The organism is Peribacillus phoenicis, assembly GCF_047238085.1.
Lineage (GTDB): Bacteria > Bacillota > Bacilli > Bacillales > DSM-1321 > Peribacillus.
This window is the reverse complement of record NZ_JBDFMF010000008.1, coordinates 101,933-117,237: the sequence shown is the minus strand read 5'-3', so window position 1 is coordinate 117,237 and position 15,305 is coordinate 101,933. Positions and strand designations below refer to the sequence as shown.

Here is a 15,305-nt window from a genome sequence, read left to right as displayed (position 1 = left end):
TCCTTATTTGCAGTTAATGCACGCTTCCCGGTCAAGCTTCTCTGATATATCTTCACGGACGATATCCAAACTTTCGCTGGTATCAACTTTCCATTCATCACCTTTTTTACGAAGGACAATATTATCCTCTACTGAATTTTCACCATTCGGATTTTTAAAATCGGTAAAAACATAATATCGTTCTAAATCTTCATCGAAATAGATTTCATAGCGAATATCTTCATACTTTATTCCGGACTCTTTTTGTTTTGTAGTTTTATGAATTTCATAAGAGCCTTCCTCATAAAGCAACTCTTGTTCACGATTATAATCCCGATCAAAATTTGCTTTTTCCCACTCGTAAGCTAGTTTCGAAATATCTTCAGAAGTTGCTGCGCTTTGATTACAACCGGTTAAAAGTGACATCAAAGCAATAAAAGAGATGAATATTCTTTTCACATGAACGCCTCCTCGGTCTCTGCTCTACCACGATCACTTTCTTTTGTATTGAAGGCGCTGATCCACTCATCAAACAAGACATCCGTCTGAATCTTGGCCGTTCGCCCGTACATATCCTCTATGATGCATTGGCCTTCCGAAAGGTTTTTCAGCATATCCCGGTTGGCCTTGTTATCTTCCATCCCAAGGAATTCAATGATGTTTCCAGCTTCCTCGGTTGTTTTCGCTTTAAAAGCAAACTTCGTGCCTATATTTTCTTTGATTTGCGGCTTGTTGTATTCATACGTGGACTGTGTGACGATATAAACGGCAGAACGTAAGGAACGTCCTGTACGGAGTAATTCATTGATTAGGCGATCCCCTGCACCCGTATTCATGAGCATCCATGCTTCCTCAAACACCGTCATCTTGACGACCGAATCATCGCGCGCGAATTTCGTTGCGAACTTGGCCAGTGGCTGCATGAGGGCAACGGCAATGTGTTCATCCCTCGTGGCCGCCCTTTCGCCTTCGTCCGGCAGGTTTAAGTTTTGAATCTGCAGGATATTCACTTGTTCATCAAGGCTGATTCCGACAACATCCCCTTCAGAAAACATCAGTTTTGCAACCCCGTTTGTTCCAATCTCATAAAGTAGATCTCCCACATTTTTAATGTCTTGATCATCGGCTGCCTGCAAATAACGTACGACTTTCAGAAGGCCAGGCTTCTCTTCCTGTTGAAGGACATGACGAACCCCTTTATAAATGGCCGTTTTTACATTCCTTTCATTCGATTGAAGCTCCGATAAGTATTCAAGCACGCTAACGGCTGCATCCTGCGCCTCCTCCCCTTCAAGGAAAGTAAGTGGATCAAGCTTTCCAGCATCCTTCTTCTCGCTTGATAGAGTGATATAGTTGAAACTCTCAATTAATTCTTGAAAGAAGGGGGCGGTACGCTTCATTTCAGGCGTAAGGGCTTGCTTGAACTTCTTTTCCACCTCGTCCTTCGGGTCTGTCATCAGGACCTTCGCTCCGAAAAAGACGGCATTTAATAAGATATCTTTTAGTAGATATGATTTCCCCATCCCTGTCGGTCCCGAGATGGTCACATGCGGAGAGGAATACTTGGATCCCTTTAAGCCTAGGTGGGCTAGGAACGGATGGTAAAAGACGAGAGAGGGAGAGCTTTCCATGCTTTCCCCATCATGCGATAAATTCTTGCCGAGATAGAACCCTACGGTATTTCCGATTTTTCGTGTAAGGGAGAAAAGGGATTCGGCAAAAGATTCAGGCGTGAGGATCTGCTCCCAATCCCCTGCTATAATCTTGGCTGCTGGTAACGATTGATGGAATAAAAGGAGTTGGTCGGCAAGTGGCTGCACCAGTTCAATTTGCTGATCCTTAAAATCTGATTTGAGCCTTCTGGCTCGTTTTCGGACTTCTTCTTTTGTTGGACCATATACAACAAAGTGGATGTGCGTTCTAAGAAGTGGTTTTCCTTGGTTTTTAATTTCATTTTCCAGTTCATGCAGGAGTTCACGTCCCGTATTGATTAAACTGTCATCATCCTCATTCGCTTCGATCAATTGAGCGTCCTGATCGCGAAATCTCTTTTTTATGGTATTGGTTTGGTTCTCATTCTCTTTTTTCCTTTTGTAAATGGTCCGCATATTGACTTCTACTGGGAAATGATAGGACTGAAAAAAGTAAGCCCACTCCTTATGGCTTAGATCAACAGGAAATTCTGAAACAGGAAGGAAAGCACACCATGATTCATCATCCAGTTGACTGATATGGAGATACCCGGCTTTCCCTGGATCGAGAATGCCTTCCGTAAGGCTGTAGACACTTCCGTCACCGTCAGGCTGTTTCTGGCCCCTTACGAACTGATGACGGATGATATAACGTAATTCCTTCTCTTTCACCCTGAAGGCCCCTAGATAATGATTCAAGGTCGTAAAGGCATCTTCCTCGGATTCCTCGAACATACTGGCTGTAAGGTCGTCCACCTCATGCCCTCCAAAACCGGCAAGCTTTTGCAAATAACGGTTCATGCTCTTAAAGGATGAAGTAAACGTGCGGATGATACTTTCATCCAGCTCCCTTTTCTTTAACTTCACGCCTACAAAAAATTTGTATTCAACGACATTTCTAGCTTCTTCACGCAAGATTTCTTTTGCCCGTTCCGCATAGTATTTTCCTGTTTCTGCATATTTTCCTTCATATTGTTGTTGCAGGCTTTCCATACGCTTATCAATATCCACAGGTATCGGCACGATTTTATAGTCAATTTCCTCAAAGGCAGCCATTTGCCAAGCGAGCCTTTGAAGTCGGTTCACCAGATGATTTTCCGCTTCCTGCTCATTCACGCCTACTGTATTCTCATGTACCCGATAATAAGACCAAGCCTCCATCTCATGCGTATAGATCACATTGTCTTTATAAGAATGAATCGGAAATTGGATCACGGGATCACCCCCTTATTGGAATCGCTCGTATGACTGTGCTTTCTTCATCTGTGGTTGGTAAACGGGTTTATGGCTGCTGTAACTAAATCGTTTAGTATACAAATATCGGAAGTACCCAATAAAGAAACGATCAAGTCGTTTACCATCCAATTTGCTTCGACAGATTGCGCCTGCGATCATCCAAGGCAACACGGCATAAAAAGCCAGCTGCAACGTCGTTGGAAGGACTCGGTTGATGCTCCCTCTGAAAAGAAAGAAGACACTGAAAAGCACGAGGGCAACCATGATTTGCCTAATCTCAATCCCTTTGGAAAAGACGAGGGATTTTTCATTTTTTCCAATTTTCCAAATTTTTAAGGGATATTTAAAGAATTTCCGGTAGCTATAAGCAGCTGACCTCATGAAAGCCCTCCACTTTTCACTTGATTCCAAATGGCATTGGCCATGCTTTCGAATTCACCCGGATTAGAGACAATCACATAGCAACGACCGCAAAGATGAAGCTAGAGAAGAACATGCCCCAACGTTGGGATATGAAAGCTCGAACAATCATGACAACCATAACAATGAACAAGACCGCTGCGACCTGGGACGACACGTAATCTGTAAGACCTGTAATATCTGGCATGAAAATCATCCTCCTTTAGTGTGTTTTAATTCATGAACATAAAATTTATTATTTTGCTTGCTCACAACAAGGGTAAACGGGTGTTTCGATTGTAGCCCCGTATTCGCCTCTTGTAAGAGGACCAGCGTCTTCACGATGTATTGCCCTTTTCTCTCCCCGTCATAGACCACAAAGCCTTCCAGGCCCTTATACTCGTATAGGTCTTTAAGAGATTCGGGGGTTTCCATGAGATACGACATTTCCTCAGTTGAATTCGTCGTATAAGAAGTGAAAAATTGTGTCGCGAACTGCTGAAGTTCACTCTCTACCTCAGTATTCTTGTCTGACTGATCGGTTTTATCGGCAATGGCCGTCAACCGAGTATCATTCGGAAGAGCTTGATAGTATGGCTGTTCCATTACGTTAAAGGAGTTCCCGTCTGTCCCAAGCCGAACGACAATCATTTGCTGTTTCTTGCCTAGCGATTCATCTTTCCTAGTGGTCTTTTCTTCTTTCACGACCTCTACTTTGCCGTTTTTGTTTTTCTTCTTCACTTCCACCTGTTCTTTTTTCTCGACGATCTTGAAAAGTTCATATTCTATACGATACACATAACTGGCCGCTGCTTCCGAAATATCTTTCACATCATATAAACTAGCACTCTTCAAAACTCGTTTCCCTTTAAACTCCGAAAGGTTTTCCAACTGTCCAACTTCTAACCCTTCTGCAAGAAAGCTTTGGAGTGCCTTGGATCGTTCTTCTCGCTTCTTTTCATCATCGGGTACGTTGATATAAGTTTCAATAAACTGTCTGGAATAATCTTCACCAGCCGGTGAATTGGCGAAACCCACTTCATTCAGGCTCGCGATTTGCGCCGCGGCTTTATCTTGGTATCCATTAACCTTCTCGTTCAGGAAGCCTGTCCGGGACCATGATAGAAAGGTCAAAAAGATCACCCCTAAAAGTACAACCCAAAATATAAAGCTAAAGATCATTCGTCCATTAAATCGCGACGACTTGAGTCGCCTATCATCTTTCATCACTTTCTTGCGCCCTCGGTCTGCATTGTTCTTCACCCCATGCTTGAGCGTATCAAGAAGCTTCATTTGGTGGAATCCCCCCTAATTCTAGTGCGTTTCGAACATAGACTCGTCGGAAATAGGTATCACCCATATTTTCTTCTACCATTTTACGATTGATGAAAATTTCACCGATTTGCAAATTCTTGATCTCGCTCGGATTCGCCTTGAACCGTTCTACATCCCGAACCGTCCCCATGGTTGCTTCATAACGGATACGGGGATATTTTTTTTCGATTTGCTGCGTGATTTCCTGGTCGGAATACGTACCAAAAACTTGGGCGATCCGTTCGGCGTCTTTGGAGGAATTGACACGGCCTGTTGCGATAATATTGCAGTTTGAAATGATTTGCTCCGTCATGATTGGGTCAATGGCATCAATATCAGACAACGTTTGGGTGGAGATAATGCATTCAAAGCCAGCAGAACGTGATTTATTGACGATATCAACGATCCTGCGGTCACCATAGGCAGAAAACTCATCATACACTCCAAAAATCGATTTACGCCCTTGGGCTTGTCTATAAGCTACCAAACTATTTACATCCAAAATGATCATTTTTCCAATCTTTTTAATGTATTCGGCATATCGGCTTCCTGAAATGCTGAAAATGACCACGTCGTTATGATCCGTAATTTTTTGAAGATCAATGCCGTTCTCCCTTTCTACAAATAAATGACCAAGATCGGATTCTAGGAGCTCACCCAGTTGCATTTTCAATCGTGTCAGGCATCCCTCCACAATTTCTTCCGGAAATTCGTCATCTAACACCTTTTTTATACGCTGCATGCCCTCTTCAAGCTTTGTGACGTATCGCTTCCGCTTTTCTACAACCATTTTTTTGACTGTTTCCTTCTTTGGTTCTGCATTGGCTATAAAACCGCTTAAATCGTCGTCCGTTGTAAAAGCCGACTGCCTTTCGACGATGACTTCTTCCTCTACTTCAACCTTGAACTCTTCTTCGATTTCTACTTGGCTGCTATGTTCCCTGAAAAATTCGCTCCTGTTTTTATAATTGGTTAATTCCACAATCGTCTTGATGTCCCTTGGAACCCCTGCCTCATCAATCAACTTGACGACCAATTGCAAATAACGGGAAGCAATATCGGTATAGTAAGCCCCATCCCCTTCATTCGAAAAGCTAAAAAGTGACATGAGCTTATCCCGTGTTTCGGTTGGGGTACCATTCTTGATCGGATTGTACGTGAGATCGTCCATTTCAGAAAATAGATACACCTTCCTGCCATAGGCTTCGCATAAGGCCTTAAATTCAAGCATCGACTTTCTTTCGCCCTTCCCATCCATGAAAATAACCGGTTTTTCCTGTTGCAAAGCCGCTTCCATTAGGGAGGCAATCAACGTAGTCTTTCCAGTACCGGTTCCTCCTGTTGCTAGCATGTGATAATTGAGTTCTTTTGAATGAAGCGTCACACGCTCTTTAAAATCGGAGTACCCGACAAACACTTCTTTGGACGGTTTATGTCGGTACTGTTTCTGCTTCTTATTCAAGAACTTCCCTCGTTTTTTGCGGAAAGCCTTATATTTCTGCTCTTCCTTTTGCCTCTTCACCTCACCAGATTTGGTGGTCACTCGCTTTTTCCAAAAGTATTTGGCGAAGATAAAAAATCCAAATGAGAAGAGAAAGGCTAAACCGAGTAAAACAAGATAGGAAGTACTGGTCACGGCAATGGTATCCCCCTGATTGAGGAATCTTTCCAAAACATCTGACATATAAGGAATGTTCATGTCTGAAATCAATCCAAAATAACTGAGGAGTCGCCCTGTTTGAAATTGCCAAAACAAAAGGATGACCCCGGCTACAAGGATAACGTAGGAGATCCAATCTCGCTTAAAGAGGGTAAGGATCGCAAAAATCAGCATTCCAAGCATGGCCGGAAGAAAAAACAAGACTCCAATTATGCCGATTAATCCATAAATCACTAGATCGCCAACGATCTGATCGGTTTCAGTCTGCTTCGGCTCTCCCTGACTTTCCATCGGTTCCAACCGGCAACACCTCTTCCCAACGTTCTTCCAAAATGATAGAAGGTACATTACGCACAGTAATCTTGCTGGCATTAATCAACCGCTGTTTGGCCTGATTGATCACATTATGAATTTTTACGTCATTCGCAAAATAGATCACCTGATCGTAGGAGTAAAGCTGATGGTCCTGTCGTCCACCGGAAAGCATGTCATCAAACATCTTAAACTTGTAATCATAACGCTTACGATCTTTCTTGTTCAATTCCAGCTCAACCCAAGTGGTTGTCACATTCCCATCTGTTCCTTTAAAAAAGAAAACGGCATCTGGTATGCGGTCTCGATTATCATTGTATGCCTTCAATTTACTTCGATTATCTCCTTCTCCTATCATAGAAAAACGAATTTCTCTCTCTGTCCGATATTTAAAGTCAACGGCCTGTTTTTCCGATTGTAGTTCGTAAAAAAGGATCAAGTCGGTAATAAGAAGATCATGCTGCATGGTGTAGATCGTTGCCTTATTTGGAACGGTTACATGGACATTCGTTAATTTCCTGGCCTCAATCGTTCCAAGATAAACCCCTACTTTATGTGCAATACGTTCATGCTTGACAAACTTTTGGCCTTCTAATTTTCGTAGCCTGCGATAAACACGGTGAATGTTCGGCTCCCTGAATTTCAACATGATTTGTTTGGCCGTCACCATACCATTCCTCAAAATAAACGATAAATACTCCAAATCTTTCTCTTTCAATGAAGTGTACTTTAGCAATACCAAAAATATCATCCTCTTCTAGAAAATATAGGAACCACTCTCCCTCTTGAAGTTTACCAAAATTGTTACTATTTTCATAAATAAAACCGCGAGTAAAACCACAAAAAAAATAAAAGATTGAAGTATTTTCAGGCCCAGCCAAAACACGACATCTAAGAAAAATCCATAACACAGTTATGCTCTTATTTAGTCAACAACCACAATAAGAATGGATTAAAAATGTATGTTTATACAATCCTTTAAAATAATATTACCCTTATTAAACCCTCTACATTAATCTCTCATTCCTACCATTTCTCCACTTTCTTATTCCTTTGACCTTGAACTAGATCTTGAACTTTTTTATTTTTGAACTTGGTATTTGACCTTGAACTAAATCACTTGAACTTAATTCATATCTCTTCAACTACCTAACTATCACTCCTCCCCATTATCTAAAATCTAACCTGACCACCCCAATCACACTTTGAATGCCTCCGCCTTTATTTGAGTAGCAGAAGACCTCGGCTATGTTTACGTAGTATGGGCGAGGTCTTCTGCAGGAAACGAGAATAAACAGGAGGTGTTCAGCCCTTGTGTGATTGGGGTGGTCGTCATTTTAGACCGCAAATAACAAAGAGATTCATTACCCCTCTATTTACGTATATGAATCTATATTATTTGCTATTTTTTTACTTATTTTCAGTCTACTAGACGTACATTTGTTTGGCAATGTTTGTAAAGATAATTGATTAAAAATTACCATATTATTGGGAAATCACTTGTGTATTATCGCCTACATGGAATTAAAATCTAATACTAAACTCACCTGCTCATGAAACAAAATAAGGACTTACGATGCCTAGTTTCGATTTCTTAACCAAAACAAATAAATATTACTGGAGATCTAAGATTAACAGATGAAGTCTCAAAAAAAACCATACTTAAATCACCCATATGTATAAAATATCGCATGAAAATAATAACTAACAGTTAACTAGACGTCTACTACTCTCCCCCCATAATGCTTTGATTACCCATTCAAACACCATTACATTCCCTAATAAAACAAGAATAATCATCAACTTTCACACCCTATCCCCTCGAAAAACAATAAGAATAAGGAGGAACAGTAATTGTTAAAGACCCCACAAGCAGGATACTATAGATATGTATTGGCAGACTGGCTTATTATTTTCAAGAGGTCATCTTATCCGGCGGAGAAGCTCCGGAACTATATATTATGTCCACTTCATGGCTAAACAATTCGGCCTCCAATGTGGGTATTGGAAGGGTTGCAGTAAATTGATTCGGATGGGGCAGCAATTCCGCAAACGTCAGCTGAGATTGGCGAATGCGATCCCTACGTAATAGCAACAAGTTTTGGAATAGCATGGAACGGCTTGCTAGTTTGGTGACTGCCCCGCGCCCTCGGCCAATCGTAAACTTTTTCAGTTTACTAGAGTGCTTGCAGACCTCTTTTAGCGTGGATAGGGGAATCCCAAAGGTTTCTGCAAGGTTTTTCAAAGAAGCCTCCAAAAACGGCTTTTCAGGGCTTGTATGGGTATCCAGGTAGGCAATGATGTCCTCTTCCCACTCCTTATAATGGGATCGCACTCGTTCTTCCCGAGGCTTTTTGAATTTATACCAGCCTTCCCTTCCCTTGAATTTAGCTTGTCCATCTGTCCAAAGCTCGAGTAAGCCTTCCACATATGTACGTTTTACCCCTTTATATTTTCCTGAATAAGCACTCTTCAGGATTCGTTCAAATTCTCTTTTCTTAAGGGGGTGTTCCAGGTTGCTGTTGAATTGATCCAGTTCATCATAGGCTTCCTCGATTGGCCGTTCACTCGCATAATTGGCAAGTGCAAGTGTCATGAGCGCATTATTGCGGCTGGAGCCGTAATGCCCCTTCTCGATGTGTGTAGCCCTAATAAGCGCACGATACCAGTCCGAAGATGTTTGATCGATTGCTGGTGCATTCTTGTTGTAGACCACACGCAGGAAGTTCCTATTCTCCTGTTCTTCATACTGTTTGGACCAGGTAAGCAATTGGCTTGTATTTGCAGGCTGGTCATAGAAATCCAGTACATTGTCTTCTCTTGGGATGCGGTAGAAGCCGAAAGGGATACATCCGGTATCGACCGGTACATACTTCTTAAGCGCTTTTCGAATATTTTCCGACAGGCGTTCGGCCACTCTTAAAGCCTTGTATTCTTGGTTTTTGTTTATATGAAAGGGAGTTTCCAGAACAAAGAAGACCTGGAATCCCCTTGGCGTTTCCAGCAGGAGATTTGGCCTTGGCAATCCCAATTCCTCACATCCAAGATAAAGAGCGTACAGATCCACATCCTTTGAATCTATATCAAGTCCTATAACATGGATTTGTTTTAGGTTTTCACGCTGATGCCCCTTGATGATGCGGTTTTTGAAATCATAGTATGTACCACCTCGGTAGGTATTGGGTGTCCAGTGTGACAGGTTTTGATACTTTTCCTGAAGCGTTTCGTAAGAGGTCACGACGTAGCCTTTTCCCTCCACAAGTTCGGCCTTGGATGGGGATACGAAGACCACACCTTTATGATTCTTAGATTCGCTCATAGCTTTCTCGTATGCAACCACCCTGCTTATAGGTTGGCGTGTACCCCTTCTTTTGTATAGAAGCAAGCCATCATGAGTCATAAATTGCATGATTTCTATGATTGAATGAAAGCCTCTTTTACGATTTTCTGCCAATGGAGTTCCCATGATTTGCACCTTCCTCCTAATACTTGAATACAAACAGCTAAAGTTAAAATAAATTGCCCCGATTTCCACTTCTTGCAATGAACTTTTTGTTGAATAAAGTATATCGAACTCGACTTTTGAAAAATCGTGCTCTCTAAGGGAAATGCACCAAAATTAAAAAGGCCCTTGAGGCTTAGAGCCCCAAGGGATAGAAAAAAAAATTAAATTTTTTTATTATGCAGGTTACGCTCGCTTTTTGCACCAAAAAGGCCAATAATGAACCAATTGTGCACATATATCAAATTGAATAGGTTACTGAAAAAACCAGTCATATTAAGCATCGTGAACGTAAAACCAAAAAATGTTCCAAACAGGTTACGCTCACCTTTATGGTCTTGTGGTGCACTTTTGGTATACAGGTTCCGCTCAATCTCTAAATATTCCTTCAAAAAGTGAGTGCAATTTTAAGGTGAAGAAAAAGAAAATCTTTGCTGAATAGTTGTTTAACCAACATTTATCCTTCCTACACAGGTTCCGCTCACTTTGTCTCCGAAAATATAGGTTTGGTGCATTTCTATCACGGGATAGTGCACAGGTTCCGCTCGAATTCATTGCATTGGTGCAAATTATACTCAATATGCCCCAAAAAGATTTCAAGGTGGCATTTTCTAAGAATTCATGGTCACTAAAAAATGTGCTACATATAGGGCATATGTGGTGCATTTCATCTATGAAATGGTACACAGGTTCCGCTCACATCTAGAATGATGGTGCATTTTGAAAGCTCAATTTGAAAGAAATCGTGCTAATAGTGAAGTGACTGACCATTCCTCCTTGTTTTAAAGAGTTTAGCTGTGCAGCATTCCTTATTATTGGAGGTATGGAAGGAATTAGACTGGAACTGGTGCATTTGCACCATTAATTCGAAACCTGTGTAGTAAATGGTGCATTTACTCTTCGAAATGTGGTCCACTCTTGATATAATGATAAAAAAGTGGTGCATTTTAGATGAAAAGGTTCTAATCTTTCCACCCAAGGATTCCCTGCAATAGAGAGGATGGGGTTGTTGTTGAGGTATCAGGACATACATGATCGTATGATTTTGAACTATGAGTTTCTTAAAATTTCTATTTTTGAAGAAACAAAGATTTTATTTGAAGATCGTCCTTATATTTTGGACAAATGGAGACAGGAAGCCTATCGTATGACGGAGGAAGAGATAAAAAATCAGGTTCCGGGCTTTACCATGGGACCAAGCTTCAGGGCCTTATTTTCCTTGTTCACTCAAACGTTATACTTCGAAAAACTTATAACAAAAGAAATGATAAAAAAGGCCGTGGAAAGTTATCAGGATACAATCAAGGTCATATTGGCCGGACATTTCATACACGAATTCCCGATGGACGAGATAAAACGCAGTGCGAACGAGGAGAAAATAAGTGAGGCCTTGAGCCGTCACTATATCTATTCAAGCATGGATATTGATTATCATTTAATGAGAGACATCGTGACAAAGAAAAAGGACTTTAAAAAAGGAGAGGCTGGTCTCTTGGCAACCGAGATTATAGACAACCGTGGACACGTTAGAGGATTAGCTGAAATACGGCCCCCAGAATCCCAGAATGCTGAGCTAGCCTCCGATCAGCAGGAAATGTGGCTTGAACTGATAGAATCCACTATAAACTCATTGGATGAAATGACCGCCGACCTCTTTGACTTAATTACATATTTATGGATGGTCTCGCCCAAGTCCATTGACGGGTATATTGAGTTTCATAGCAATGATGCCTTACAGCTTAGGAACCTGAAGAAACGGACTGCACAAGGACGGGAACTGGACTTCCGTGAGGAAGATCGCTTCAATATCATGAAACGGGTGGCTGCACTTTCAAGTATTTGGATCTCTCTGGGCAATCAACAGGTAAAGGTGATCAACACCCAGGATATTCAGGACAATGAACTTTATGAATTCAAGGATTTCCAGAGAATGTTCGAAATCGGAAAAATCCGTGTTGCTTATGATAAAAAAACCGGGGAAGCGAAAGGGATATATGCCGTACAGGTAAAGCCATCCCCTATTCTTACCCCTTATTTAGATGGACCAAATCGCACACTTGGCTTGTTGGATTTAAAAGTGTTTCAGTATAGCCACTACACACAGCGCGAACACAAGCGATTGACCCGTTACCTAAATCTACAGTGGAAAATCAGGACCATCAGAAGGTCCTTGCATCAACCGTTTAAGGTCTCTACCCTGTTGAAAATAATGGATATATCCAGTCGATATAACGGGGTGCAAAAAAGGGATAAGTTTGAAAACGTTTTGGATGAATTGCAAAAGGACAGCGTGATCAGTAGCTGGAGCTACACCGAAGAGATCGAGGAGGAACAAGTTGGAAAAAAAGGATGGTTTCAAGGCTATTGGACCAAATTGAATGTGCTTATTCTACCCACAGACATTGTCGTTAAAGAGAACCAGAAAAAAATGATGATTGATTCAAACCGCTTGGTGAATGAGGAAATTATTGAACGGATGAATCAGATAAGTCACGAAAATTCGATTTCAGAAGACCTTTTTTTCTCCCAGGACTTTTCACTAGATGAGTTGGCCCCTGCACTTGAAATGGAAGACTCATTTGAGGTTCCACCCAAAGTGACGTCCGTGATCACCAATAGCCTACCCAAAACAGAGCAGCAGGCGTTTCATTTTGGGCCGGAAAAGGAATTGGCGCTTTCTCCTGAGACGATGAGAGAGATGATGGACTCTCAAAATATGAGTATCCGGCAGACTGCTGAGGAAATCGGCATTTCCCACTCTACCTTTTCACGATACCTCAGAAAGGAAAATAAGCGTCAAAACAATAAGAACGATGAAAAAATGCTTAATTGGATAAAAGAAAAATCCAAACGACAAAACTCTAATTGATTAATCGTTAGAGTTTTGTCGTTTTGTTTACTTCCTACATCGGAACGGGGAATTTTCACTTGCATGCATTTTGCATTCAAATTTGACAGTTGCATACAAAAAGCATACAATTAGATTAGATTTCAATGAAAATAAATGAAACCGAGGAGGAATCTATTAAAAATGGGTAGATTTGTATCAGTTGATGTTGGTAATGATGCGGTGAAAGGATTCTTGGGAAGTATTGAAAATCGTGTATACATACCGAACGTCATTGCAGAAGTGCAAGATCGGGAAATTGTGGAGATGGAAAAAAACATATTGAATGGATTACATGTGGAGATTACTTCTTCCGCCTTGAAAAATAAAAACGGAAGTTTTGCTGTCGGAAAGTTAGCATCCAAGTATCCAAATAATGACGAATTAACGCCAGATCAAGATAAATCCGAGAGTGACCAACCTGTCATCATGCTATTGACAACCCTTGCTTATGATGCCGTGGAACAATTCCCTGAAGAAGATGGTGTAATTGAAGCCACTTATTATTTATCAACAGGATTGCCCCTGGATGAAACTAAACAAGGAAAAGCCAAAGACTTCCGAAAAAAGCTGAAAAACTCCCAACATGAAGTGAAATTCTTGAAAACCCCTTCCCTAGAAGGTAAAATTGTTCGGATTAAATTCGAACAAATCCTTGTGAATACGGAAGGATTCGCAGCGTTTGTGGATTTAACTACAAATGATGACGGTTCTACCAAAAACGAGGAACTCATGGGAAAAACAATACTCATCAACGATATTGGGGGCTTATCAACGGACTCGGCCATCATCACCGATGAAGCTGAAGTGGATAATGAATACAGCAATGGAATAAAAAGAGGTGTATCCACCTACTTGGATAACATTATCAAGAAAGTCTATTCCAAATACAAATACACCATTAAAAGTAGACGCACACTCGTAGAAATCATCACAAATGAACAGCCTGATGAACAATATCATATCTGGGTTAATGGGAATAGGGTCTCCATCAAGGATATCATAGATGAAGAATTATCCGTCTTGGCAAAAGAAGAATATAAATTAATTAAAGATATGTGGCGGAATGTTCCGGACATAAGACTGGCCTATCAAATTGGGGGCGGATCCTTGGTGTTAAAACCTTACTTGAATGCTCTGAATCAAGCCGACAAAAACTACCCTCTCCGTTTCGTTTCCGAAGATGACAGCGTATGGATGATTACACGAGCCTATTTTAAAATTTTGCTTATGTATTTACAAAGTAAAGGGATATCTACACAAAACGTGGCAGCTACAAAAGAGTGATATAAATCCATGGAACAATTTGAGCCTGGAAAAACCATCTCTTTTCGCTTACCCTCTGATACCCCTTTACATGTCAGTGAGTATTTAATAAGCAGGAAAAAGGAATTAGGCAGGAAATTCAGTAGTGAAATAGCTCCGATCTTTGTTAAGGCTGTTTCGCAAAAAGCCTTGGGGAATACAGATAGCGATCAAATCACCATTAGCTTGCCCGAAGGTTTGACAGCTGAACAAAAGGAATGGATGAACCACCCTAATACAAAAGCATTGATTGGTCAACTTCTTTATCAGGTAGTGACCAAGCCTACTAAAGCCTTTGAATTTAATCAGCCTCTAGAAAATAAGCAAGAAGAAAAAACCGCATTTAAAGCAAATGCAGCGATTCAAAAATTCGCACAAAAAACATTCTTAGATTTTGACGACGACGACTAACCCCATCCTTTGATGGGGTTTTTCCTGATATAGACAAAATCAGTCAAAATCAGAGAAAGGACATTGCTTATTGAAAGTCAAATACATATAGAGCACAAACAACTTGTATTCTCCAATTATTGTGTGACTCAAATGGTTAGAATGTTGCCTCTCCCCCAAAGTTGCAGCAAACGAAACTCTTTATAGACCATTTGTGTTCTGTAAGCTATATATAGTCTATAAATTTTAACAGGATTTAAGCTACAGATGGTGAGTTCAAGGCTCAATCTACCCCTGCTCCAAAACTGACTATAACTTCCTCCTTAAATAAAGGATAATAGAAAATGGCTATCTTATCATTCTTTTTTATTTTGTTATTCGTTACTAGTCTTGTATAATATTATTAGTAATGTGGTCCATTTGTATTTTATGTTCCACATATAAGCTATAATTTAGAGGCTACAACTACTCCATATATTAGCTAAATCTAGATAGGTAGTTTTCAAGTTTCAAAACAATGCATCTTATCTAACTAAAGAAAAGGAACTTATAGAGCACATATACTCTATAATCTACAAATGGTCTATAAACTATTGCTATATATAGCCTACATAAACTCGAATCCATAAC

General features: G+C 40.7%; 11 protein-coding genes. 3 read left to right on the top strand and 8 right to left on the bottom strand.

The genetic code is table 11. The features are described from left to right. Window positions 1-3: 3 nt before the first annotated feature. The 8 genes from ABC374_RS28630 to ABC374_RS28595 form a co-directional block, all read right to left on the bottom strand. Window positions 4-438, bottom strand: a complete 435-nt coding sequence (locus tag ABC374_RS28630) for a hypothetical protein (protein WP_413020709.1) — start codon at window positions 436-438, stop codon at window positions 4-6. Beyond that, window positions 435-2,885 carry an ATP-binding protein gene (locus ABC374_RS28625; RefSeq protein ID WP_413020708.1) on the bottom strand — a complete coding sequence of 817 codons (2,451 nt, stop codon included), beginning with the start codon at window positions 2,883-2,885 and terminating at the stop codon, window positions 435-437. The genes ABC374_RS28630 and ABC374_RS28625 overlap by 4 nt, the downstream gene beginning before the upstream one ends. A 12-nt stretch (window positions 2,886-2,897) precedes the next feature. Beyond that, the gene (locus ABC374_RS28620; protein WP_048883074.1) at window positions 2,898-3,287 is read right to left on the bottom strand and encodes a TcpE family conjugal transfer membrane protein; all 390 of its coding nucleotides are present in this window, start codon (window positions 3,285-3,287) and stop codon (window positions 2,898-2,900) included. 73 nt (window positions 3,288-3,360) lie between these two features. After that, on the bottom strand, window positions 3,361-3,522 hold the full coding sequence (locus ABC374_RS28615; protein ID WP_413020707.1) for a hypothetical protein: 162 nt from the start codon (window positions 3,520-3,522) through the stop codon (window positions 3,361-3,363). Further along, window positions 3,519-4,598: a conjugal transfer protein gene (locus ABC374_RS28610; protein ID WP_413020706.1), complete on the bottom strand. Its 1,080-nt coding sequence runs from the start codon at window positions 4,596-4,598 to the stop codon at window positions 3,519-3,521. The genes ABC374_RS28615 and ABC374_RS28610 overlap by 4 nt, the downstream gene beginning before the upstream one ends. Continuing rightward, complete coding sequence (locus ABC374_RS28605; protein WP_413020734.1) at window positions 4,585-6,570, bottom strand: type IV secretion system DNA-binding domain-containing protein; 1,986 nt, start codon at window positions 6,568-6,570, stop codon at window positions 4,585-4,587. The genes ABC374_RS28610 and ABC374_RS28605 overlap by 14 nt, the downstream gene beginning before the upstream one ends. Then, window positions 6,539-7,333: a hypothetical protein gene (locus tag ABC374_RS28600; RefSeq protein WP_413020704.1), complete on the bottom strand. Its 795-nt coding sequence runs from the start codon at window positions 7,331-7,333 to the stop codon at window positions 6,539-6,541. Before ABC374_RS28600 ends, ABC374_RS28605 begins: the two co-directional genes overlap by 32 nt. A gap of 1,173 nt (window positions 7,334-8,506) precedes the next feature. Further along, a complete protein-coding gene (locus ABC374_RS28595; protein WP_413020702.1) occupies window positions 8,507-10,057 on the bottom strand; it encodes a primase C-terminal domain-containing protein in 1,551 nt (516 codons plus the stop codon). A 1,045-nt stretch (window positions 10,058-11,102) separates the two neighbouring features. Between ABC374_RS28595 and ABC374_RS28590 the strand changes: the two genes are divergently transcribed. From ABC374_RS28590 to ABC374_RS28580, 3 genes are all read left to right on the top strand, one after another. Further along, window positions 11,103-12,962 carry a hypothetical protein gene (locus ABC374_RS28590; RefSeq protein WP_413020701.1) on the top strand — a complete coding sequence of 620 codons (1,860 nt, stop codon included), beginning with the start codon at window positions 11,103-11,105 and terminating at the stop codon, window positions 12,960-12,962. Between the two features lie 162 nt (window positions 12,963-13,124). Next, on the top strand, window positions 13,125-14,267 hold the full coding sequence (locus ABC374_RS28585) for an Alp7A family actin-like protein (protein ID WP_413020700.1): 1,143 nt from the start codon (window positions 13,125-13,127) through the stop codon (window positions 14,265-14,267). 9 nt (window positions 14,268-14,276) lie between these two features. Next, window positions 14,277-14,696, top strand: coding sequence for a hypothetical protein (locus ABC374_RS28580; RefSeq protein WP_387550800.1), 420 nt, complete (start codon window positions 14,277-14,279; stop codon window positions 14,694-14,696). Window positions 14,697-15,305: the final 609 nt, after the last annotated feature.